Annotated in this window: 21 protein-coding genes and 1 riboswitch; of the genes, 19 read left to right on the top strand and 2 right to left on the bottom strand. The window is 47.7% G+C overall.

Going from position 1 to position 22,468, the window contains the following annotated elements; genetic code table 11:
• The first annotated feature begins 60 nt into the window (after positions 1–60).
• Genes polX through AC1RRX_RS08575 form a run of 3 tightly spaced genes read left to right on the top strand, consistent with a single transcriptional unit; the run spans position 61 to position 4,572 of the window.
• Positions 61–1,773, top strand: coding sequence for a DNA polymerase/3'-5' exonuclease PolX (polX, locus tag AC1RRX_RS08585; protein WP_144464193.1), 1,713 nt, complete (start codon positions 61–63; stop codon positions 1,771–1,773).
• 20 nt (positions 1,774–1,793) lie between these two features.
• Positions 1,794–4,151, top strand: a complete 2,358-nt coding sequence (locus AC1RRX_RS08580) for an endonuclease MutS2 (RefSeq protein WP_020956170.1) — start codon at positions 1,794–1,796, stop codon at positions 4,149–4,151.
• Between the two features lie 16 nt (positions 4,152–4,167).
• Positions 4,168–4,572: a DUF350 domain-containing protein gene (locus AC1RRX_RS08575; protein ID WP_003152541.1), complete on the top strand. Its 405-nt coding sequence runs from the start codon at positions 4,168–4,170 to the stop codon at positions 4,570–4,572.
• Between the two features lie 138 nt (positions 4,573–4,710).
• Here the strand turns inward: AC1RRX_RS08575 and AC1RRX_RS08570 are convergent, their stop codons facing one another.
• Complete coding sequence (locus tag AC1RRX_RS08570; RefSeq protein ID WP_007408117.1) at positions 4,711–5,388, bottom strand: DUF2711 family protein; 678 nt, start codon at positions 5,386–5,388, stop codon at positions 4,711–4,713.
• 105 nt (positions 5,389–5,493) lie between these two features.
• Here AC1RRX_RS08570 and AC1RRX_RS08565 point away from each other — a divergent pair, with 105 nt between their 5' ends.
• The 9 genes from AC1RRX_RS08565 to AC1RRX_RS08525 all read left to right on the top strand — a co-directional run bounded on the left by AC1RRX_RS08565 (position 5,494) and on the right by AC1RRX_RS08525 (position 16,127).
• Complete coding sequence (locus AC1RRX_RS08565) at positions 5,494–7,182, top strand: AMP-binding protein (RefSeq protein WP_007408118.1); 1,689 nt, start codon at positions 5,494–5,496, stop codon at positions 7,180–7,182.
• A gap of 88 nt (positions 7,183–7,270) precedes the next feature.
• Positions 7,271–7,855 carry a fatty acid metabolism transcriptional regulator FadR gene (gene fadR / locus AC1RRX_RS08560; protein ID WP_007408119.1) on the top strand — a complete coding sequence of 195 codons (585 nt, stop codon included), beginning with the start codon at positions 7,271–7,273 and terminating at the stop codon, positions 7,853–7,855.
• A gap of 13 nt (positions 7,856–7,868) precedes the next feature.
• The gene (locus AC1RRX_RS08555) at positions 7,869–8,648 is read left to right on the top strand and encodes an enoyl-CoA hydratase (RefSeq protein ID WP_003152548.1); all 780 of its coding nucleotides are present in this window, start codon (positions 7,869–7,871) and stop codon (positions 8,646–8,648) included.
• Between the two features lie 13 nt (positions 8,649–8,661).
• Positions 8,662–9,435 carry an electron transfer flavoprotein subunit beta/FixA family protein gene (locus tag AC1RRX_RS08550; protein WP_032866571.1) on the top strand — a complete coding sequence of 258 codons (774 nt, stop codon included), beginning with the start codon at positions 8,662–8,664 and terminating at the stop codon, positions 9,433–9,435.
• 31 nt (positions 9,436–9,466) lie between these two features.
• Positions 9,467–10,444: an electron transfer flavoprotein subunit alpha/FixB family protein gene (locus tag AC1RRX_RS08545; protein ID WP_020956166.1), complete on the top strand. Its 978-nt coding sequence runs from the start codon at positions 9,467–9,469 to the stop codon at positions 10,442–10,444.
• A 213-nt stretch (positions 10,445–10,657) separates the two neighbouring features.
• Positions 10,658–12,148 carry an alpha-N-arabinofuranosidase gene (locus AC1RRX_RS08540; protein WP_144464191.1) on the top strand — a complete coding sequence of 497 codons (1,491 nt, stop codon included), beginning with the start codon at positions 10,658–10,660 and terminating at the stop codon, positions 12,146–12,148.
• Positions 12,149–12,301: 153 nt separating this feature from the next.
• The gene (trxA, locus tag AC1RRX_RS08535) at positions 12,302–12,616 is read left to right on the top strand and encodes a thioredoxin (RefSeq protein WP_003152560.1); all 315 of its coding nucleotides are present in this window, start codon (positions 12,302–12,304) and stop codon (positions 12,614–12,616) included.
• 142 nt (positions 12,617–12,758) lie between these two features.
• Positions 12,759–14,531 (top strand): excinuclease ABC subunit UvrC, encoded by a 1,773-nt coding sequence (gene uvrC, locus AC1RRX_RS08530; protein WP_015417948.1) that lies wholly within the window; start codon positions 12,759–12,761, stop codon positions 14,529–14,531.
• 61 nt (positions 14,532–14,592) lie between these two features.
• A riboswitch (Lysine riboswitch) is annotated at positions 14,593–14,772 on the top strand.
• A gap of 125 nt (positions 14,773–14,897) precedes the next feature.
• The gene (locus AC1RRX_RS08525) at positions 14,898–16,127 is read left to right on the top strand and encodes an aspartate kinase (RefSeq protein ID WP_039254317.1); all 1,230 of its coding nucleotides are present in this window, start codon (positions 14,898–14,900) and stop codon (positions 16,125–16,127) included.
• A gap of 46 nt (positions 16,128–16,173) precedes the next feature.
• Here the strand turns inward: AC1RRX_RS08525 and AC1RRX_RS08520 are convergent, their stop codons facing one another.
• The gene (locus AC1RRX_RS08520; protein ID WP_007408128.1) at positions 16,174–16,620 is read right to left on the bottom strand and encodes a YslB family protein; all 447 of its coding nucleotides are present in this window, start codon (positions 16,618–16,620) and stop codon (positions 16,174–16,176) included.
• 296 nt (positions 16,621–16,916) lie between these two features.
• Between AC1RRX_RS08520 and sdhC the strand changes: the two genes are divergently transcribed.
• From sdhC to racE, 7 genes are all read left to right on the top strand, one after another.
• Complete coding sequence (gene sdhC, locus AC1RRX_RS08515; RefSeq protein ID WP_003152571.1) at positions 16,917–17,525, top strand: succinate dehydrogenase cytochrome B558; 609 nt, start codon at positions 16,917–16,919, stop codon at positions 17,523–17,525.
• A gap of 33 nt (positions 17,526–17,558) precedes the next feature.
• Complete coding sequence (sdhA, locus tag AC1RRX_RS08510; protein WP_007408129.1) at positions 17,559–19,319, top strand: succinate dehydrogenase flavoprotein subunit; 1,761 nt, start codon at positions 17,559–17,561, stop codon at positions 19,317–19,319.
• A gap of 2 nt (positions 19,320–19,321) precedes the next feature.
• Positions 19,322–20,080, top strand: coding sequence for a succinate dehydrogenase iron-sulfur subunit (gene sdhB, locus AC1RRX_RS08505; protein ID WP_003152575.1), 759 nt, complete (start codon positions 19,322–19,324; stop codon positions 20,078–20,080).
• A gap of 59 nt (positions 20,081–20,139) precedes the next feature.
• Complete coding sequence (locus AC1RRX_RS08500) at positions 20,140–20,577, top strand: acyl-CoA thioesterase (protein WP_007408130.1); 438 nt, start codon at positions 20,140–20,142, stop codon at positions 20,575–20,577.
• 120 nt (positions 20,578–20,697) lie between these two features.
• On the top strand, positions 20,698–20,922 hold the full coding sequence (gene gerE / locus AC1RRX_RS08495) for a spore germination transcription factor GerE (RefSeq protein ID WP_003152579.1): 225 nt from the start codon (positions 20,698–20,700) through the stop codon (positions 20,920–20,922).
• A gap of 186 nt (positions 20,923–21,108) precedes the next feature.
• Positions 21,109–21,549, top strand: coding sequence for a MarR family winged helix-turn-helix transcriptional regulator (locus AC1RRX_RS08490; RefSeq protein ID WP_003152580.1), 441 nt, complete (start codon positions 21,109–21,111; stop codon positions 21,547–21,549).
• A gap of 7 nt (positions 21,550–21,556) precedes the next feature.
• Positions 21,557–22,375, top strand: coding sequence for a glutamate racemase (gene racE, locus AC1RRX_RS08485; RefSeq protein ID WP_108724798.1), 819 nt, complete (start codon positions 21,557–21,559; stop codon positions 22,373–22,375).
• Positions 22,376–22,468: the final 93 nt, after the last annotated feature.

Raw genomic sequence — 22,468 nt, 5'->3', positions numbered from 1 at the left:
TTGTGCCGGAGGAGAAAAATTTGTATGATGAAAAGCAGGAAACGACTGGGGGTTAACAGTATGCATAAAAAAGATATCATCAGGCTGCTTGAAACGATTGCGGTCTATATGGAACTGAAAGGGGACAACCCGTTTAAAATATCAGCCTTCCGAAAAGCGGCAGCGGCGCTTGAGCAGGATGACCGCAGCCTGTCGGAAATCGACGACATGATGTCTTTATCCGGAATCGGAAAAGGCACCTACGGCGTCATTCGTGAATATATGCAGGAAGGTGTGTCCGGCACGCTTCTCCAATTGCAGAAAGAAGTTCCGGAAGGCTTGGTTCCTCTTTTGAAGCTTCCGGGCCTCGGCGGCAAAAAAATCGCCAAGCTGTATCAGGAACTGGGCGTTCATGACGCGGAATCGCTGAAAGAAGCATGCGAGCAGCAAAAAGTACAGGGGCTCGCCGGTTTCGGCAAAAAAACGGAGGAGAAAATCCTCCAGGCTCTCGGAGAAGCCGGAAAACAGCCGGAACGGTTTCCGATCGGCTATGCGCTCAGCATTGCTTCAGTAATTGAAGAACATTTGGCCCGGCTGACGGATATTCAGAAATATTCCCGGGCCGGCAGTCTCAGAAGAGCGCGGGAAACCGTAAAAGATCTCGATTACATTATCGCTACAGATCATCCGGAGGCTGTCAGAGAACAGCTTCTTTCCCTCCCGAACGTAAAAGACGTGATAGCGAGCGGGGATACAAAAGTATCAGTCATCCTGACCTTTGAATATGAGACGAGTGTGGATTTCCGGCTTGTGACAGAGGAACAGTTTGCCACCACACTGCATCATTTTACCGGTTCTAAAGATCACAACATTAAAATGCGCCAGCTTGCGAAAGAGCGCGGTGAACGGATCAGTGAATACGGAGTAGAAACCATAGAAACGGGAGACGTCAAAACATTCTCGAGCGAAGAAGCGTTTTACGCCCACTTCGGTCTGCCGTTTATTCCTCCTGAGCTCAGAGAAAGCGGTCAGGAGGTCGACACGTACCGGGAAGAAACGGATCTTGTGGAGCATAAAGCGATAAAAGGCGATCTCCACATGCACTCAGCCTGGAGTGACGGCGCTTTTTCCATCAGAGAAATGGCAGAAGCGTGTATGGCAAAAGGCTATCAGTACATGGCGATCACCGACCATTCCCAATATTTAAAGGTAGCCAACGGGTTAACGGCCGAACGGCTCAAAAAACAGGCGGAAGAAATTGACGCGTTAAATGCTGACTTTGAAAATTTTCATATTTTTAAAGGCGTAGAAATGGACATTCTCCCCGACGGTTCGCTTGATTATGATGACAGTGTTCTGTCGGAAATGGATCTTGTCATCGCATCTATTCATTCAAGCTTCAGCCAGCCGGAGCATGTCATTATGAAACGGCTTGAACAGGCGCTGACGAATAAGCACGTGGACATTATCGCCCACCCGACGGGACGCCTGATCGGCAGACGGGCCGGCTATGAAGTCGACATCGACATGCTGATTGAACTCGCCGCCAAAACAAATACGGCGCTTGAACTGAATGCAAACCCCGCGCGCCTTGATTTACGGACTGAGCATCTGATCAAAGCAAATGAAAAAGGCGTGACTTTGGTCATTAATACCGATGCCCATAATATCGAGATGCTCGATGATATGAAAACGGGCGTGACCGCTGCGCGCAAAGGGTGGACGGAGACAAAACATGTGTTAAACGCCCGGCCGCTACACGAGGTCAAAGCATTTCTGACGCGCAATGATTAAGTAAGGAGGATCACAAAACCGTGCAGCAAAAAGTGTTATCATCACTTGAATTTCATAAAGTAAAAGAACAGATTACCGCACATGCCGCCTCATCGCTCGGCCGGGAGAAGCTTCTGCAGCTGAAACCTTTGACGGATCTCTCAGACATCCAAAAACAGCTGGATGAAGTCGAAGAAGCATCCGCGGTCATGCGCTTGAGAGGCCATGCTCCGTTCGGCGGCCTGACCGACATAAGATCCGCTTTACGGCGGGCGGAAATCGGCAGTGTGCTGACGCCGGCGGAATTCACCGAATTGTCCGGGCTGCTGTATGCAGTTAAACAAATGAAGCATTTTATCAGCCAAATGACAGAAGACGGCGTCGGCATTCCGCTGATACAAGCCCATGCAGAAGAACTGATTACATTAGGCGATTTGGAAAGGGAGATTAACTCCTGCATTGATGACCACGGTGAAGTGCTTGATCATGCGTCTCCCGCTTTAAGGGGAATCCGCACGCAGCTCAGGACGCTTGAATCAAGAGTCAGAGACCGGCTTGAATCGATGCTGCGTTCATCTTCCGCTTCTAAAATGCTGTCTGACACCATCGTTACGATTCGGAATGACCGCTTTGTCATCCCGGTCAAACAGGAATACAGATCAAGCTACGGCGGAATTGTCCACGATACATCTTCATCCGGTGCGACACTGTTTATTGAACCGCAGGCGATCGTAGATATGAACAACTCGCTTCAGCAGGCGAAAGTAAAAGAAAAACAGGAAATCGAACGGATTCTCCGGATGCTGACGGAGCATACGGCTGAACACACACAAGAAATCGCTCAAAATGTGGAAGTGCTGCAGACACTGGATTTCATTTTCGCCAAAGCGAGATACGCAAAAGCGATGAAGGCGACAAAACCATTCATGAACGGAGACGGCTTTATCCGGCTGAAAAAAGCGCGCCATCCGCTGCTGCCCCAAGATCAAGTCGTGGCCAACGATATTGAACTGGGCGGAGATTATTCAACGATCGTTATCACGGGACCGAATACGGGCGGTAAAACCGTTACGTTAAAAACACTCGGGCTGCTGACGATAATGGCGCAGGCAGGATTGCACATACCGGCTGATGAGGGATCGGAAGCAGCAGTATTTGACAATGTGTTTGCCGATATCGGCGATGAACAGTCGATCGAACAAAGTCTGAGTACGTTCTCATCCCACATGGTCAATATCGTCAATATTTTAAAAGACGTGTCTGAAAACAGTCTTGTGCTGTTTGATGAACTCGGTGCCGGAACAGATCCGCAGGAAGGAGCGGCGCTTGCCATGAGCATCCTTGACGAAGTTCACCGGACAAACGCCAGAGTGCTTGCGACAACCCATTATCCGGAACTGAAAGCATACGGATATAACAGACAAGGCGTCATGAATGCCAGCGTTGAATTTGACATTGAAACGCTTTCGCCTACCTATAAGCTTCTGATCGGAGTGCCGGGCCGAAGCAACGCATTTGAAATCTCAAGACGCCTTGGGCTTCCGGAGCATATCATCGGCCAGGCGAAGTCAGAAATGACCGCCGAACATAACGAAGTCGATCTGATGATCGCATCGCTTGAAAAAAGCAAAAAAAGAGCGGATGAAGAGCTTTCTGAAACCGAATCAATCAGAAAAGAAGCAGAAAAACTGCACAAAGAACTTCAGCAGCAAATCATTGAGCTAAACGCCCAAAAAGATAAAATGATGGAAGAAGCCGAGCAGAAAGCTGCGGAAAAACTGGAAGCCGCCGCAAATGAAGCCGAACAGATCATCCGCGAGCTCAGGTCTATCAAGCAAGAACACAGATCCTTTAAGGAACACGAGCTGATTGACGCCAAAAAACGTCTCGGAGACGCGATGCCGGCTTTTGAAAAATCAAAGCAGCCGGAAAGAAAGACAGAGAAAAAACGCGAGCTCAAGCCGGGCGACGAAGTAAAGGTGCTCACATTCGGACAAAAAGGGGCGCTGCTTGAAAAAACCGGCGAGAAAGAATGGAACGTCCAAATCGGCATCCTCAAAATGAAGGTGAAGGAAAAAGATCTTGAGTTTCTCAAATCGGCTCCTGAACCGAAAAAAGAAAAAGCAATCACCGCCGTAAAAGGGAAGGATTATCACGTATCCCTTGAACTTGACCTCAGGGGAGAGCGTTACGAAAACGCCCTCAGCCGCGTCGAAAAATATTTAGATGACGCGGTGCTTGCCGGCTATCCGAGAGTGTCCATCATTCACGGAAAAGGCACGGGCGCCCTCCGAAAAGGGGTGCAGGATCTTCTGAAAAACCACCGCAGCGTGAAAAGCTCGCGGTTCGGGGAAGCGGGAGAAGGAGGATCAGGCGTAACGATTGTCGAACTAAAATAAAAAGGGAGTAAACGTCATGAATGCTTTTTGGGAAAATGAGCTTGTTGAAATCGCGGCTTATTACAGTGTAGCCGTCTTGTGTCTCGTCATTTTTCTGACCGTGTTTGAATTGGTGACATCCTATAAAAACTGGGTGGAAATCCAAAAAGGCAATCTTGCGGTGGCAATGGCGACCGGAGGGAAAATTCTCGGTATCGCGAATGTCTTTCAGCACAGCATCGCCCAGCATAATTCGCTTTTGCAAATGATCGGCTGGGGCGTATACGGATTTATTATGCTTTTAATCAGCTATTTTATCTTTGAATTTCTGACGCCCCGGTTTAAAATTGATAAAGAAATTGAAAAAGATAACAGAGCTGTCGGCTTTATTTCATTTGTCATCTCAGTCGGCCTGTCATTTGTGGTGGCCGCCGGGATTTAAGGGGACGGGGAAAAATGGAGAAGCTTGCGAAAGTGCTGCTGTCGGCAGCGGGAATTTTTCTGTTCATCGGACTTATTTATCTGGTCATGACATCTTAATACTGAAAAAAGGCTGCCGAACTAGAATCGGCGGCCTTTTTTATTGAGAATACCAGTTTATGCAGGCCGTATCAGAGCAAATGACGGCTTCCCAACTCATGGCGCGGATGACAGACGGCATGTCTTGATCTTCCATGAGAAAGAGTGTCGTAAAAGAATCATATATGCTCATAAAAGCGGCGCGCCGTTTTTCGTCGGCAATGATCATGTCAGCCCGCAGCAATCCGCATACATCCGAAGCCGCCGTTTGATTGAGTGAAAATATGCCTTTCTCTTCGACCGGCTCATAATAAGTGCAGCGCTTTATGCCTTTTGAACGGAACACATCCAAAAGTCCCGGTATCAAAAATGGCGAAGTGACATCATCGCTCGGCAAGTACAGATCGGGATGATGAAGCCGATTTAACAGCTCGGCGGATTCAGGATGTGCATATTCATCCCGAAGTGCCATGACAGCGCTCATAAGCGCAAGCGCCGTCTCTTTTTCAGAGCGCAATCCGCAAACGGTCATGACGGATTTCCAGGAAACGGGTCTGCCCATCGCGATGATCTCCTCATCACTCGGATATATATGTTCATAAGGCCGTTTGCGCTTTTGCTCTTCCCACCCATCAGGCATCCGGACAAAGGGATGAAGCAAAAAGGCGGCCGACGTAAACGGCTTCGGCAGCTGGCGCAGGATAGGAACTCCTTCTTCAAAATGCAGCGTTTCCAGCAAGCTCAACACCTCCTGAAACTCGAAATTTCACATGAAACGCTTTCCCATTCCAATCACCCTTCTGCTATAATAATAGCGTATAGGAAAACAGAAGGGAGAGGTATTATGCAGTCTGAAAAGCCATGGCTTTCTCAATATCCCGAAGAGATTCCGCATGAGCTTGAATTTACCGATCAAACCCTGCCATCCAATCTGACAAACTCCGCAGCTCAATTCCCGAACCATACCGCCATTTATTTTCTCGGAAAAAAACTCACATTTCAAGACGTTCTCACAGATTCGTTAAAGCTAGCCGCTTTTTTACGCAAAACAGGCCTGAAAAAAGGTGACAGAGCCGCCATTATGCTGCCCAATTGTCCGCAGTCGGTCATCGCTTTTTACGGCGTATTGTTTGCCGGGGGCATTGTCGTTCAGACCAATCCTCTCTACACGGAACACGAGCTTGAGTATCAGCTGAAAGACAGTGCGCCGCGCGTGATCATCACCCTTGATATGCTGTTTCCGAAGGTGATAAAAATGAAAACGTTATCAATCGTCGAACGCATTATTACAACAAGTATAAAAGACTTTTTGCCGTTTCCGAAAAATATGCTGTATACGCTCACGCAAAAACAACAGGTGCATATTGATTATGACGGCTGCGAACAAATTCACAAATTAGCGGATATTTTAAAAAACGAAAGCGCGGAGGAGGCAGAGCCATTTGATATTGACCCTGCGCATGACATCGCCGTGCTTCAATACACGGGCGGAACAACCGGCTATCCGAAAGGCGTCATGCTCACACACCGGAACATTCAGGCCAATACAGAAATGTGCGCCGCCTGGATGTACAAAATGAAAAAGGGAGCCGAAAAGGTGCTCGGCATCGTGCCTTTTTTTCATGTGTACGGATTGACCGCCGTGCTCAATTTTTCCATTATGCAGGGATGTGAAATGATCCTTCTTCCTAAATTTAATCCTTTGGATACCCTGAAAACAATCGACAGGCTGAAGCCGACGGTTTTTCCCGGGGCACCGACGATTTACATCGGGCTGTTGCATCACCCGGAGCTGAATAAGTATGATTTGTCCTCCATTGAAAGCTGTCCGAGCGGTTCAGCGGCGCTGCCGGTTGAGGTCAAACAGAAATTTGAAAAAGTGACCGGAGGAAAGCTTGTGGAAGGCTACGGATTATCCGAAGCATCACCGGTTACCCATTCAAACTTCATTTGGGGAAAAAATAAACCCGGCAGCATCGGCTGTCCCTGGCCCAATACCGATGCCGGAATCTATTCAGAAGAAAAAGGCGGGCTTGCGGGGCCGTATGAGCACGGCGAGCTGATCGTAAAAGGCCCTCAGATCATGAAAGGATACTGGAATAAGCAGGAGGAGACGGCGCGTGTCATCAGAGACGGCTGGCTGTTTACCGGAGATATGGGATATATGGATGAGGAAGGATTTTTCTACATCGCCGACAGGAAAAAAGACATCATCATTGCCGGCGGATACAACATTTACCCCCGGGAGGTGGAGGAGGCGCTTTATGAGCATGAAGCCGTTCAGGAAATCGTCGTAGCGGGCGTCCCTGATTCCTACAGAGGGGAAACGGTGAAAGCATTTATCGTTTTGAAAAAAGGCGCCGAGGCCGATGCCGATGAGCTTGATGCGTTTGCAAGAGAGCGGCTTGCGCCGTACAAAGTCCCGAAGCTTTACGAATTCAGAAAAGAGCTTCCGAAAACGGCCGTCGGAAAAATATTAAGAAGGCGTTTAGTCGAAGAGGAAGATGCTTCCCGTGAAAACAAGGTGCCTTAAAAGAAAAACTTGACAAAATCCGGATTCCTTTTTATCATGAAGTTATGAATGAATAGTCATTCATTTATCGAAGGAAGGAACGATGACATTGAACCAAAAACGGCCAAAGTATATGCAGATTATTGATGCAGCAGTAGAAGTCATAGCGGAAAACGGCTATCACCAATCACAGGTGTCCAAAATCGCCAAGCAGGCCGGCGTTGCGGACGGCACCATCTATTTATATTTCAAAAACAAAGAGGATATACTCATTTCTCTTTTTAAAGAAAAGATGGGCCAGTTCATTGAACGCATGGAAGAAGAAGTGAAAGAAAAAACGACGGCAAAAGAAAAACTCGCCCTCGTTATTAAGCAGCATTTCACACTGCTCGGCAACGACCGCCACCTCGCGATTGTGACCCAGCTTGAGCTCAGACAGTCAAATATCAAGCTGCGCCTGAAAATCAATGATATTTTAAAAGGTTATTTAAACATGCTGGACACCATTTTGACCGAAGGAATCAAGTCGGGGGAATGGAAAGACAATCTCGACGTCCGCCTCGCCCGGCAGATGATATTCGGGACGATAGATGAAACAGTGACAACATGGGTGATGAACGATCAGAAATATGATCTTCCGGATTTGTCAGACAAGGTATTGGAGCTGTTGGTGTCAGGAATTCATCAAAACTAAAGGGGGTTGACGGATGAACAGCCTTTCGATGGCGGTAGAACAATCTGTTGCGGTGATCACCATTAATCATCAGCCGGCCAACGCGCTGTCCGGTGCGGTTTTAGATGAGTTGTCCGGTCTGTTCGACAGGTGTGAAACAGATGACAGCGTCAGAAGCATCATCATTCGCGGTGAGGGGAAATTTTTCTCGGCGGGCGCCGATATAAAGGAATTTACGTCGCTTGAAAATCTTGAGCAATCTTCTGCCATGGCGGATAAAGGCCAGCAGCTGATGGAAAGAATTGAAGGGTTTCCGAAGCCCGTTATCGCAGCGATTCACGGCGCTGCGCTCGGCGGCGGTCTTGAGCTAGCCATGGCCTGCCATATCAGAATCGCCACATTGGATGCAAAGCTCGGCCTGCCCGAGCTGAATCTCGGCATTATTCCGGGCTTTGCCGGGACGCAGCGGCTTCCCCGGTACGTCGGTACGGCGAAAGCGCTTGAAATGATCGGCACTTCAGAACCTGTGACCGGAGAAGAAGCGCTCAGCCTCGGCCTTGTCACGATAGGCGCCGAACATGAGGAAGAGCTGCTGCAAAAAGCGAAAACGCTCGCGGGCAAGTTTGCGGAAAAAAGCCCGCAGTCGATGGCTTCTCTGCTTGAGCTCCTTTATTCAAACAAGGTCTATTCTTATGACGGCGGCTTAAAGCTTGAAGCAAAGCGCTTTGGGGAAGCATTTGCATCAGATGACGCAAAAGAAGGCATTCAGGCATTTCTCGAAAAAAGAAAGCCTCAATTCGGTGGGCGAAGATAAAGGGGATAAGATTATGAATCTATTTGTACTGATGAAACGGACGTTTGACACAGAAGAGAAAATCGTCATTGAAGCAGGAAAGATTCAGGAGGACGGGGCCGAATTTATCATTAATCCGTATGATGAATACGCCATTGAAGAAGCCATTCAGCTGAAGGAAGAGCACGGCGGAAGCGTTACCGCCGTAACCGTCGGCGGAGAAGATGCGGAGAAAGAACTGAGAACCGCCCTTGCGATGGGCTGTGACCAGGCGGTGTTAATCAATATTGAAGATGATCTGAGCGATCCTGACCAATACTCCATTTCAACTATCTTATATCATTATTTCAAGGACCGGGAATATGATCTGATTCTCGGCGGAAATGTCGCGATTGACGGCGGTTCAGGCCAAGTGGCTCCAAGGCTTGCCGAACTGCTGAACATTCCTTGCGTCACAACGATCACAAAACTGACAATCAGCGGCGATGAAGCTGTGGCAGAGAAAGACAATGAAGGGGATACCGAAATCATTAAAACCTCACTTCCTTTAGTCATCACGGCACAGCAAGGCTTAAACGAGCCGCGCTATCCGTCGCTTCCGGGCATTATGAAGGCGAAGAAAAAACCGCTGGAAGAACTTGAACTCGATGACCTCGACATTGATGAAGATGATGCCGCACCGAAGCTCAAAACGATCGAACGTTTTCTGCCGCCGCAAAAAGAAGCGGGCAGACTGATCGAAGGAGAAGCCGCTGAGCAGGCGAAAGAGCTTGTGTCACTGCTGAGAAAAGAAGCCAAAGTCGTATAAACCGATATTAAAGAAACTGGGGGATGTCAGAATGGGAAAAAAAGTGATCGTACTCGGAGAAATTCGTGACGGCGCCTTACGGAACGTCACCTTTGAAGCCATAGCCGCAGGCAAAACCATTTCCGGCGGAGGAAATGTCATCGGCGTGCTGATGGGAAAAGGCGCAGCTGATGCAGCACCAGAACTCATTCAGTACGGCGCCGACAAAGTATTTACGGCCGATTCGCCGGGGCTTTCTCAGTATACGGCGGACGGATATGCCGCGGTTCTCGGGGATTTGATCGAAAATGAAAAGCCTGATGCGGTCATTTTCGGCCACACTTCTATGGGAAAAGATTTGTCACCTAAGCTTGCGGCCCGGTTTGAAACGGGGCTGATTTCAGACAGCACGGATGTAAGCGTTACCGGAGACAACATCGTTTTTACAAGACCGATCTATTCCGGCAAAGCCTTTGAACAGGTAATTTCAACCGATCCGTTCATTATGGCGACAATTCGTCCGAATAATATTCAGGCATTAGAAAAAGACGCGAACCGGACGGGTGATATTGAAGAGCTTGCGCCGCCGCCGGCAGATTTGCGGACGGTCATTGAAGAAGTAGTCAAAAAAACGGCGGACGGCGTGGATTTATCAGAAGCGAAAATTATCGTAGCAGGCGGCCGCGGTGTAAAAAGCAAAGATGGATTTGAACCGTTAAAAGAACTTGCCGAGGTGCTCGGAGCAGCGGTGGGCGCTTCACGCGGCGCGTGTGACGCGGACTATTGCGATTATTCTCTTCAAATCGGCCAGACGGGAAAAGTCGTCACGCCGGATTTGTATATCGCCTGCGGCATTTCCGGAGCGATTCAGCACTTGGCGGGCATGTCAAACAGTAAGGTCATTGTTGCCATTAACAAAGACCCGGAAGCGGAAATATTTAAAATAGCGGACTACGGAATTGTCGGCGATTTGTTCGAAGTGGTTCCGCTTCTGACGCAGGAATTTAAAAATGCCAATATTCATTCATAATCATAAACCCTCTGGCTTATTTGTCAGAGGGTTTTAATTTGTGTTAATTGGTTCGTACAAATTAAAGGTTGATAAAATAAGAGATTGACATGTACGAACCAATATAATAAGCTTTTGTAAAGCGCTTACAAACTTATCCATTCAGCATACATCCCAGATACATAGATCGGCTGTAGTGCTTTCATTCTTATTAAGGGAAAGGAATGATCAAGTTTGTCTCACAATACGGCAGTCATTCAAACTGATATCACACGGGGAACCATTAATAAAAACATATACGGACATTTCGCGGAACACCTGGGAAGAGGCATATATGAGGGCATCTGGGTCGGAAAAGATTCCGATATTCCGAATACCGGCGGGGTCAGGACGGATGTCGCCGCCGCCCTCAAACAGCTTCAGATTCCCGTCCTCAGATGGCCGGGCGGCTGCTTTGCAGATGAATACCATTGGGCAAACGGCGTAGGGAAACGCAAAACCATGCTGAATACCCATTGGGGCGGGACGATTGATTCCAATGAATTCGGCACGCACGAGTTTATGATGCTTTGTGAACTGCTCGGCTGCGAACCGTACATCGCCGGAAACGTCGGCAGCGGAACGGTTAAAGAAATGGCTGATTGGATTGAATACATGACGTTTGAAGCGGGCACGCCGATGTCCGACTGGAGAAAAGAAAACGGGCGGGAAAAACCGTGGAAGCTGACATATTTCGGAATAGGGAATGAGAACTGGGGCTGCGGCGGAAACATGCATCCTGAGTATTATGCCGACCTTTACAGAAACTTTCAAACCTATGTCCGCAATTACAGCGGTAATGAAATCTATAAAATTGCCGGAGGCGCGAATGTCGACGATTACCGCTGGACTGAAACTTTAATGAAAAAAGCCGCTGATCTCATGGACGGGCTGAGCCTGCATTATTACACAATACCGGGCGACTTCTGGAAGGGGAAAGGATCAGCGACGGAGTTTACGGAAGATGAATGGTTCATCACGATGAAAAAAGCGGCGCATATGGATGAATTGATCACAAGGCACAGCGCCATCATGGATCAGTACGATCCCGAAAAAAGAGTCGGGCTGATCATTGATGAATGGGGCACGTGGCTTGATCCTGAGCCAGGCACGAATCCGGGCTTTCTGTATCAGCAGAATACGATCCGCGACGCCCTTGTGGCCGCGACGCATTTTCACATTTTTCATCAGCATGCAGACCGCGTACAGATGGCCAATATCGCGCAAACCGTCAACGTGCTTCAGGCAATGATCCTGACAGAAGGGAAAGACATGCTGCTGACGCCGACGTATCATGTGTTTGATATGTTTAAGGTGCATCAGGACGCTTCTCTTTTGGCGACAGAAACAAAAGCAGCCGGGTACGAATGGAATGACGGCCGGCTCCCGCAAGTCAGCATTTCAGCGTCCAAACAGCAAAACGGAGACATACATATCAGCCTTTGCAATATCGATCATCTGCACAAAGCTGATGTGAAGATTGAACTGCGGGGCATGAAAAAGACAGGGAAGCCTTCGGGAACGATTCTTCACGCGGAAAAAATGAATGCCCACAATACATTTAGCAGTCCGGAAAACGTCAAACCGAAGCCGTTTTCCGGGTTTGCTCAAAAGGGCGGAAAACTTGAGGCGGAGCTTCCTCCGATGGCGGTTGTATTAATCACGCTGCCTGCGGGCCCATCTTAAGTTTTGAACGCCTGCCGCCCGGTTATAATACACTGTATAAAAAAGATTATTTCCGGCGGGTTCGGGAGAAAATAATATAAGCATTAAATTAGCATGAACGAATGGGAGATGCTATACTAAAAATCATCATTTGACAATTGGAGGAATAACAAAATGGCTATCGTAAAAGCAACTGATCAATCGTTCTCAGCTGAAACAAGTGAAGGTGTCGTATTGGCTGATTTCTGGGCTCCTTGGTGCGGACCTTGTAAAATGATCGCGCCCGTTCTTGAAGAGCTTGATCAAGAAATGGGAGACAAACTGAAAATCGTTAAAATCGACGTGGATGAAAACCAAGAAACTGCCGGTAAATACGGCGTCATGAGCATCCCGACACTTCTCGTATTGAAAGACGGAGAAGTCGTTGAAACATCTGTCGGTTTCAAACCGAAAGAAGCTCTTGAAGAGCTTGTAAACAAACATCTGTAAGCCAAAAGCTTCCGTTACGGCAGGGCGATTCCTTTGAAAGGGAATCGCCTTTTTTGATCTTCCAAAAGCTGAGAATGGAGAAAAACAAATGTTCGTGATACACTGAATGGACACGAGAAATGAATGTAAGGAAGGGTAACGTATGAATAAACAACTGAAAGAAAAACTGGCCCTCCTTCCCGATCAGCCGGGCTGTTATTTAATGAAAGACCGTCAAAAAACAGTCATCTACGTGGGGAAAGCGAAAGTCTTGAAAAACAGGGTGCGATCTTATTTCACCGGTTCTCACGACGCAAAAACCCAACGGCTTGTGACGGAGATTGAGGACTTTGAATATATCGTGACTTCCTCCAATCTTGAAGCGCTTATTTTGGAAATGAATCTGATTAAAAAATACGATCCGAAATACAATGTCATGCTGAAAGATGATAAAACCTATCCCTTTATTAAAATCACCCATGAACGCCATCCGCGGCTGATTGTCACCCGGAATGTCAAAAAAGACAAAGGACGCTATTTCGGCCCGTATCCGAATGTGCAGGCGGCGCGGGAAACGAAAAAACTGCTGGACCGCCTTTACCCGCTCAGGAAATGCTCAAAGCTACCGGACCGCGTCTGTCTATATTATCATCTCGGACAATGCCTCGCCCCATGTGTAAAGGATATATCTGAGGAGACAAACCGCGAGATTGTTGAAGACATTACCCGTTTTTTAAAGGGAGGGCATAACGAAATCAAAAAAGAGCTCGAAGCGAAAATGGCAGAAGCGGCGGAAAAGCTTGAATTTGAACGGGCTAAAGAATTCCGCGACCAGCTTGCTCACATCGAATCGACGATGGAGAAGCAAAAAATGACCATGAATGACCTTCTGGACCGCGATGTGTTTGCATATGCCTACGATAAAGGCTGGATGTGCGTCCAAGTCTTTTTCATACGCCAAGGAAAACTGATCGAACGCGACGTCAGCATGTTTCCGATGTATCAGGAAGCGGATGAAGAATTTCTGACCTTCATCGGCCAGTTCTACTCTAAAAACAATCACTTTCTGCCTAAGGAAATTCTGGTGCCTGACAGCGTTGACAGGGACATGATCACCGAGTTGTTGGAAACCGCCGTGCATCAGCCGAAAAAAGGCCCGAAAAAAGAGCTGCTTCTGCTTGCGCACAAAAATGCGAAAATCGCCCTGCGGGAAAAATTCTCGTTAATCGAGCGGGATGAGGAACGGTCAATCGGTGCAGCCGAACGGCTCGGCGAAGCGCTGAATATTTATACGCCGCATCGGATTGAAGCGTTTGACAACTCCAATATTCAAGGCACAAACCCCGTATCGGCCATGATTGTCTTTATTGACGGAAAACCGAATAAAAAGGAATACCGCAAATATAAAATTAAAACCGTAACAGGGCCTGATGATTACGGCTCAATGAGGGAAGTCGTCAGAAGAAGATACACGAGGGTGCTTCGCGAAAACCTTCCGCTGCCGGATTTAATCATCATTGACGGCGGAAAAGGGCAGATTAACGCGGCGCGCGACGTGCTCGAGAATGAGCTCGGCCTTGATGTCCCGGTAGCGGGATTGGCGAAAGATGATAAACACCGGACATCCAACCTTTTGATCGGCGACCCGCTTGAACCGGTGTTTCTGGAGCGGAACAGCCAAGAGTTTTACCTGCTTCAGCGCATTCAGGACGAAGTTCACCGTTTTGCGATCAGCTTTCACAGACAGATCCGGGGAAAAAGCGCCTTTCAATCCGTTCTGGATGATATCCCCGGAATCGGCGAAAAACGCAAAAAAATGCTCTTAAAACATTTCGGATCTGTCAAAAAGATGAAGGAAGCAAGCCTTGACGATATCAAAAAAGCGGGTGTGCCGGCCGCGGCGGCCCAGCTGCTGTTTGAAAAATTAAAAAAATAGTATTGTGCTTTTCTGAAAAATCTGCTAGAATGTGAACTAATTTCATAAGATCGTGTTATATGGTGAAGATAGAGGTGCGAACTTCAATAGTAAGCCTTTGGAGAATGATGGATTCTGCGAAAAAGGCTGAAAGGGGAGCGTCGCCGAAGTGTATCACATCCCATCGGTGTGATTTGCTGGCCTTGCATTGAATAAATGTAAGGTTGTCAAGAATTCATTTTCTTGGAGGGCTATCTCGTTGTTCATAATCAATCGTAATGATATGAAAAAGCAATGAGAGCTATTCCTCTCATTGCTTTTTTTATTGTGGACAAAACGCTCTTTTCTCCTCACCCGCACGAACCAAAATGTAAAGGGTGGTCTAGTATGGGTCTTATCGTACAAAAATTCGGAGGCACTTCCGTCGGCTCTGCCGAAAAAATTCAAAATGCCGCAAATCGCGCCATTGCTGAAAAGCAAAAAGGTCATGATGTCGTAGTCGTCGTTTCGGCAATGGGAAAATCAACCGACGCGCTCGTTAACCTCGCGGCTGAAATCACATCTGCACCAAGCAGACGCGAGATGGATATGCTTTTGTCTACGGGAGAGCAGGTCACGATTTCGCTTTTGGCCATGGCGCTTCAGGAAAAAGGATATGACGCCGTCTCTTATACGGGCTGGCAGGCGGGTGTCCGCACGGAAGCCGTTCACGGCAATGCGAGAATTACGGATATTGATATTACGGCGATTCGTTCGCAGCTTGCAGAAGGCAAAATCACAGTCGTTGCCGGTTTTCAGGGCATAACGGAAGACGGAGGCATCACGACGCTCGGACGGGGCGGTTCCGATACGACGGCGGTCGCTCTTGCAGCAGCGCTGGAAGCGGATAAATGCGACATTTATACAGATGTTCCGGGCGTATTTACGACAGATCCGCGGTATGTCCGGTCAGCGAGAAAACTGGCGGGGATTTCTTATGATGAAATGCTGGAGCTTGCAAATCTAGGAGCGGGTGTTCTTCACCCGCGGGCGGTTGAGTTCGCGAAAAACTACCAAGTGCCTTTAGAAGTGCGGTCAAGCACAGAATATGAAGCTGGAACATTAATTGAGGAGGAATCATCAATGGAGCAGAATTTAATCGTCAGAGGAATTGCATTTGAAGACCAGATCACAAGGGTGTCCGTTACGGGCCTTGCAAGCGGATTGACAACACTTTCAACAATTTTCACCGCGCTGGCAAAACGAAACATCAACGTTGACATTATTATTCAGACTCAGTCGGACGATGGGGAAGCGGATATTTCTTTCTCAGTGAAAACGGAAGATGCCGCGCAAACGGTCGCCGTGCTTGAAGAATATAAAAACGCGCTTGACTATGAAAAAATTGAAACCGAAAGAAAACTGGCGAAAGTCTCTATTGTCGGGTCCGGCATGGTTTCAAATCCCGGCGTCGCCGCGGACATGTTTGCCGTACTGGCGGAAAAAAATGTACAAGTCAAAATGGTGAGCACATCTGAAATAAAAGTATCAGCGGTTGTCAGTGAAAATGATATGGTGAAAGCGGTCGAAGCGCTTCATGATGCATTTGAGCTTTCTAAACAGCCGTCTGCCGTATAAACGGGCAGGCAAAAAGGCGGGACTTGGAGTCACCGCCTTTTTTCAATTATACAGGGTCCTTCATATCCCATTTTACAGTCAGAACGACTTTATCCGCTCTCTTTTTTACCTGTTCATAAGATTCTGCAATCTGATCGTTCATCAATTGAATCTGTTCAGCTATAAAACCGGCTTCAAGCTGAAAACAAGGCTCTTTCTGATGTTTGAGTCTGCTGGATACGAGCGGTCCTTCCAGTTCAAATTCCAGTTCTTGTTTTTTTGATCCTGCGTTTGTCAAAGTTCCCCAGCCGGCTTTCTCAAAAAAGGCGGGGATTTCTTCCCACGATTGAAGAGGAAATTTGCGGGCGAGGCGTTTCCCCGCCCAATACATCATGGATGAATACTCCGGGCCGAGGATATCCGGAAGCACGATTTCCCGGATTAATTCGTAGCCGTATGCGCTGACGTCGAGTTCAGTTAAAGGTTCTAAAGCTGCTTCATAATTATTCTTCATATTATGTATTCCCCTCTCTCCTTCGTTTATTATAGCTTAAACAGGGGGGAGGATTACAGGATGATCCTATAAAACACGAGAAAAAATGTGAGAAAGATATCGCAGGAAAATAAAATTTTCCCGTCAAATAATCAATTCCGAAAATTATAATTTATGTACACGTTTTCTTGACGCCCTTTTGAGGGAGGAGTAAAATGAAATTGTCAATAAATTTTAATAAAGTGCTTACAATTGAAACGAAGTGGGGGCAGAGATTTTAGTACATTTCGCACTTAAATCAAACAGGGGGTAAAGTAATGTCTGGGAACAGAGAGTTTTATTTTCGAAGATTGCATTCCTTGCTCGGTGTTATTCCGGTCGGCATCTTTTTGATCCAGCATTTAGTCGTCAACCAATTTGCCGCAAGGGGAGCGGATGCGTTTAACAAGGCGGCCGGCTTTATGGACAGTCTGCCGTTCAGGTATGCGTTAGAAATTTTTATTATTTTCTTACCTTTAATTTATCATGCGGTTTACGGTGTGTACATAGCATTTACTGCGAAAAACAACGCTGGCCACTACAGTTATTTCAGAAACTGGATGTTTGTGCTTCAGCGTGTCACTGGTATTCTCACCCTTATTTTCGTCAGCTGGCATGTATGGCAGACGCGGATTGCCGCGCAGATGGGCGCTGAAGTCAACTTCGATATGATGGCGAATATTTTGAGCTCGCCGTTTATGCTCGGTTTTTACATTGTAGGCGTTTTATCGGTCATTTTTCACTTTTCAAACGGCTTATGGTCTTTTGCGGTCACATGGGGGATCACGGTCACGCCGCGTTCTCAAAGAATTTCGACTTACGTGACGCTGATTATATTTTTAGCGCTTTCATACGTAGGTTTAAAAGCGATTTTTGCGTTTGTGTAAGAGAACTAGATTACTAGAGGGAGAGGGGCTATCATGAGTCAATCAAGCATTATCGTAGTCGGCGGGGGTCTTGCCGGCCTCATGGCGACAATTAAAGCAGCGGAATCAGGCACGGCCGTTAAATTGTTTTCCATCGTTCCGGTCAAACGCTCTCACTCGGTCTGCGCGCAGGGCGGGATAAACGGAGCTGTCAACACAAAAGGGGAAGGAGACTCTCCGTTTGAGCATTTTGATGACACGGTATACGGAGGCGACTTTTTGGCAAACCAGCCTCCTGTAAAAGCGATGTGTGAAGCGGCGCCGTCCATTATCCACTTATTGGACCGCATGGGGGTTATGTTTAACAGAACGCCGGAAGGGCTCTTGGACTTCCGCCGTTTCGGGGGTACACAGCATCACAGAACCGCATACGCGGGAGCGACGACGGGTCAGCAGCTTCTTTACGCACTGGACGAGCAGGTGCGCAGATATGAAGTGGCGGGTCTCGTCACAAAATACGAAGGCTGGGAATTCCTCGGCGCCGTTCTTGACGATGAGCGCACATGCCGCGGTATCGTAGCCCAAAATCTGACCAATATGCAAATCGAGTCATTCCGTTCTGACGCCGTTATTATGGCGACAGGAGGTCCCGGAATCGTATTCGGCAAATCAACAAACAGCATGATCAACACGGGATCTGCCGCATCAATCGTTTATCAGCAGGGCGCTTATTATGCAAACGGCGAATTTATCCAAATTCACCCGACAGCAATCCCGGGGGACGATAAACTGCGTCTGATGAGTGAATCGGCGCGCGGCGAGGGCGGAAGAGTCTGGACGTATAAAGACGGAAAACCTTGGTACTTCCTTGAGGAAAAATATCCGGCTTACGGAAACCTCGTGCCGCGGGATATTGCGACACGTGAAATCTTTGACGTGTGCGTGAATCAGAAACTCGGCATCAACGGTGAAAACATGGTGTATCTCGATCTGTCGCACAAAGATCCGAAAGAGCTTGACGTTAAGCTTGGCGGCATTATCGAAATCTATGAAAAATTCATGGGCGATGACCCGCGCAAGCTTCCGATGAAAATTTTCCCTGCCGTTCACTATTCGATGGGCGGACTGTGGGTTGATTATGATCAGATGACAAGCATCCGCGGACTGTTCGCAGCGGGAGAATGTGATTATTCAATGCACGGAGGAAACCGTTTAGGGGCGAACTCTCTGCTTTCCGCCATCTACGGAGGAATGGTGGCCGGACCGAATGCGGTGAAATATGTTTCCGGACTTGAAACATCAGCGGAAGACCTGCCTTCTTCATTATTTGATTCCTATGTGAAAAAAGAAGAAGAAAAATGGGCCGATATTATGAAGATGGACGGCGACGAAAATGCCTACGTGCTTCACCGTGAGCTCGGAGAATGGATGACGGCCAACGTCACGGTGGTCCGCCACAACGACAAGCTTTTGAAAACGGATGACAAAATCCAAGAGCTGATGGAACGCTTTAAGAAAATCAATATCAACGATACGACAAAATGGAGCAACCAAGGGGCGATGTTCACCCGCCAGTTCTCCAATATGCTTCAGCTTGCCAGAGTCATCACGCTCGGCGCATATAACCGAAATGAAAGCCGGGGAGCGCACTATAAACCGGATTTCCCTGAAAGAAATGACGATGAGTGGCTCAAAACGACGATGGCGAAACATGCCGGTCCGTTTGAAGCTCCGGAATTTGAATATCAGGATGTCGATGTATCACTGATTGCGCCCCGTAAACGCGACTACTCGAAGAAGAAGGTGGCGAAATAATCATGAGTGAGAAAAAGATACGGTTTATCATTACACGTCAGGATACGCCCGAAAGCGCGCCATACGATGAAGAATTCGAAATCAATTACCGCCCGAACCTGAACGTGATTTCCGCCCTGATGGAAATCCGCAGAAATCCCGTGAATGCAAAAGGAGAGAAAACCACTCCGGTCGCATGGGACATGAACTGTCTTGAAGAAGTATGCGGCGCCTGCTCCATGGTCATCAACGGGAGACCGCGCCAGTCATGTACGGCGCTGATTGATAAGCTGGAACAGCCGATCCGTCTGAAACCGATGAAAACATTCCCGGTTGTCCGTGACCTTCAGGTTGACCGCAGCAGAATGTTTGATTCACTGAAAAAAGTGAAAGCATGGGTGCCGATTGACGGAACTTACGATTTGGGGCCGGGGCCGAGAATGCCGGAAAAACGCCGCCAGTGGGCATATGAATTGTCTAAATGCATGACATGCGGCGTCTGCCTCGAAGCCTGCCCGAACGTCAACAGCAAGTCGAAATTCATGGGGCCTGCCCCGATGTCGCAAGTGCGTCTGTTTAACGCCCATCCGACGGGCGCGATGAACAAAGCAGAACGTTTAGAAGCGTTAATGACAGACGGCGGCCTCGGAGATTGCGGGAATTCACAAAACTGTGTTCAATCCTGCCCGAAAGGCATTCCGCTTACGACTTCAATCGCCGCTTTGAACAGAGATACCAATTTACAAGCATTCCGTAATTTCTTCGGAAGCGACAGAGTATAAGAAAGAGAAAAAGAGCCTCTTCCGCACGGGAGAGGTTTTTTTATAAGGAGCTGAAGGTGATGAAACAACCGCAATATATTGATGTCCCGTTTGAAGAATGGAGACAGTCGTTTTCTTTCTTTACTGAAGTATCGGTTCGTTTTTCAGAAACGGATATGTTCGGCCATATGAATAATGTAACCCCTTTCATCTATTTTGAAGAAGCGCGGATCGCTTATTTCAAACAGCGAGGCATAACGGCGCAAAACTCGGAAACGATGACGGTCGTCGCAAGCCAGCAGTGCGACTATATGCGTCAGGTGATGCCGTATGAAAATCTGCGGATTTATGTGAAAGCAAGCGCTGCCGGAAATGCGTCCGTCACCCTTCATTACCTTGGAGAAAATGAGTCGGGCCTGCCGTGCTTTACAGGTTCCGTCGTTATGGTTCAAGTGTCGAAGAAAAGCGGCAAAGCGGTCAGCTGGACGGAGCGGGAGAAAGGCATTCTGCTCGCCTGAACGGATAACTATTTCTCTAAGAGACGTCACCTCCGAAGCGCCCTTTACATATGATATCTTGACTATATAAACCCATTCGTTTCAGATTCGCTCTCACCTTAGCAAGGAGGGTTACAATACTTGAAGGAGAAAGATTTTCAATCAAAGCCGCTGCTGACCAAAAGAGAAAGAGAAGTATTCGAATTGCTCGTTCAAGACAAGACAACAAAGGAAATTGCAAGCGAGCTATTTATCAGTGAAAAAACTGTACGGAATCACATTTCAAATGCCATGCAGAAGTTAGGTGTGAAAGGGCGTTCGCAAGCTGTTGTCGAGCTTCTTAGAATGGGTGAGCTAGAGCTCTGATTCTTGCCGGTTTTCCTTCTTTTCGAGAAGGAGCCGGTTATTTGCGTTGGCGCCCGGGCTGATGGGCATGCGGTGAAAATCCCGGTTTTTCCTTTTTCTCCGTCAGTCTTGCATTTTCTTAAAAAAAGAAGGAAAATAGACACGGAGCGCATAGCCCAGAAAGATCCTTGAGTGAGGGATGGACAAATGACATCAAAATCTGTAGAGCATGTTGCGGATATCGAAAAATCACTCCGCCATATCGCTGCGATCATTAAACAAAAAGGAAGAGAAATCCTTAACCAATATGCAATTACACCGCCGCAATTCGTGGGGCTTCAATGGCTTTATGAATTGGGGGATATGACAATAGGCGAATTATCAGGCAAAATGTATTTGGCTTGCAGCACGACGACGGATCTGATAGACCGCATGGAAAAAAATAAGCTTGTCGAGCGGGTGAAAGACCCGGCTGACAGACGGGTCGTCAGAATTCATCTTCTCGCTGAAGGAGAGCGCATTATCCAAGAAGTGATTTTGAAAAGACAGGCTTATTTGCGGGATATGTTTGCGACATTTTCCGAAGAAGAAACAGCCGCTTTCGAAAAATCATTATTGAAACTGCAGCATGAAATGAAAAGAAAATGAGGCGATTTTGTTGGAACAGCCGATAGGAGTCATTGATTCCGGGGTTGGCGGGTTAACCGTTGCTAAGGAAATCATGAGACAGCTACCGAAGGAAAATATCATCTATGTGGGAGATACAAAACGCTGCCCGTACGGCCCGCGTCCTGAAGAAGAAGTTCTTCAATACACGTGGGAAATGACCGATTACCTGCTGGAAAACCACCATATCAAAATGCTCGTAATCGCCTGCAATACGGCCACGGCCATTGCCTTGGAGGATATTCAGCGCAAAACGGATATTCCGGTTGTCGGCGTCATTCAGCCGGGTGCAAGAACGGCGATAAAGGTCACGAAAAACCAGCATATCGGCGTCATCGGCACGGTCAATACCATTAAAAGCAGAGCGTATGAGCAGGCGCTGCTCGGATTAAACGCAGAACTTCAAGTTAAGAACACGGCTTGTCCGCTGCTCGTGCCGTTTGTGGAAAGCGGACGGTTTCTTCAGGAATCAGCGGAGGAAGCGGTTGAAGCATCGCTTGAGCCTTTAAAAGGTACATCAATTGACACCTTGATTTTAGGATGTACGCATTATCCGATTTTAAAAGATCCGATTCAGAACTATATGGGAGAGCATGTGAAAATCATTTCCTCCGGAGACGAGACGGCGAGAGAAGTGAGCACCATCTTGTCTTATAAAGGTTTGTTAAACCAATCGAAACATGCACCGGAGCATCAATTTCTTACAACGGGAGAGCGGAACGGTTTCGCAAAAATTGCCGAAGACTGGTTCGGCCACGAAATCGGCCATGTCGAGTGCATCTCCCTTCAAGAGCCGGTCAGAAAATAAATCAAAAAAACCCGCTGTTTACGGCGGGTTTTTTTGCGCTTCCCGGTCTATTTCCCGGACAGGGCTCGTATACATCATAGTACAAACAGCCTT

The organism is Bacillus sp. GW821-FHT11D08 (assembly GCF_058808515.1).
The sequence above is the reverse complement of the archived record's forward strand: the minus strand, read 5'-3'. Positions and strand labels throughout refer to the sequence as shown.

Coding starts and splice junctions, on each gene's coding strand:
- polX (WP_144464193.1), top strand. CDS start 61: ATGCATAAAAAAGATATCATCAGGCTGCTTGAAACGATTGCGGTCTAT.
- AC1RRX_RS08575 (WP_003152541.1), top strand. CDS start 4,168: ATGAATGCTTTTTGGGAAAATGAGCTTGTTGAAATCGCGGCTTATTAC.
- AC1RRX_RS08565 (WP_007408118.1), top strand. CDS start 5,494: ATGCAGTCTGAAAAGCCATGGCTTTCTCAATATCCCGAAGAGATTCCG.
- AC1RRX_RS08555 (WP_003152548.1), top strand. CDS start 7,869: ATGAACAGCCTTTCGATGGCGGTAGAACAATCTGTTGCGGTGATCACC.
- AC1RRX_RS08550 (WP_032866571.1), top strand. CDS start 8,662: ATGAATCTATTTGTACTGATGAAACGGACGTTTGACACAGAAGAGAAA.
- AC1RRX_RS08545 (WP_020956166.1), top strand. CDS start 9,467: ATGGGAAAAAAAGTGATCGTACTCGGAGAAATTCGTGACGGCGCCTTA.
- trxA (WP_003152560.1), top strand. CDS start 12,302: ATGGCTATCGTAAAAGCAACTGATCAATCGTTCTCAGCTGAAACAAGT.
- uvrC (WP_015417948.1), top strand. CDS start 12,759: ATGAATAAACAACTGAAAGAAAAACTGGCCCTCCTTCCCGATCAGCCG.
- AC1RRX_RS08525 (WP_039254317.1), top strand. CDS start 14,898: ATGGGTCTTATCGTACAAAAATTCGGAGGCACTTCCGTCGGCTCTGCC.
- AC1RRX_RS08520 (WP_007408128.1), bottom strand. CDS start 16,620: ATGAAGAATAATTATGAAGCAGCTTTAGAACCTTTAACTGAACTCGAC.
- sdhC (WP_003152571.1), top strand. CDS start 16,917: ATGTCTGGGAACAGAGAGTTTTATTTTCGAAGATTGCATTCCTTGCTC.
- sdhA (WP_007408129.1), top strand. CDS start 17,559: ATGAGTCAATCAAGCATTATCGTAGTCGGCGGGGGTCTTGCCGGCCTC.
- sdhB (WP_003152575.1), top strand. CDS start 19,322: ATGAGTGAGAAAAAGATACGGTTTATCATTACACGTCAGGATACGCCC.
- AC1RRX_RS08500 (WP_007408130.1), top strand. CDS start 20,140: ATGAAACAACCGCAATATATTGATGTCCCGTTTGAAGAATGGAGACAG.
- AC1RRX_RS08490 (WP_003152580.1), top strand. CDS start 21,109: ATGACATCAAAATCTGTAGAGCATGTTGCGGATATCGAAAAATCACTC.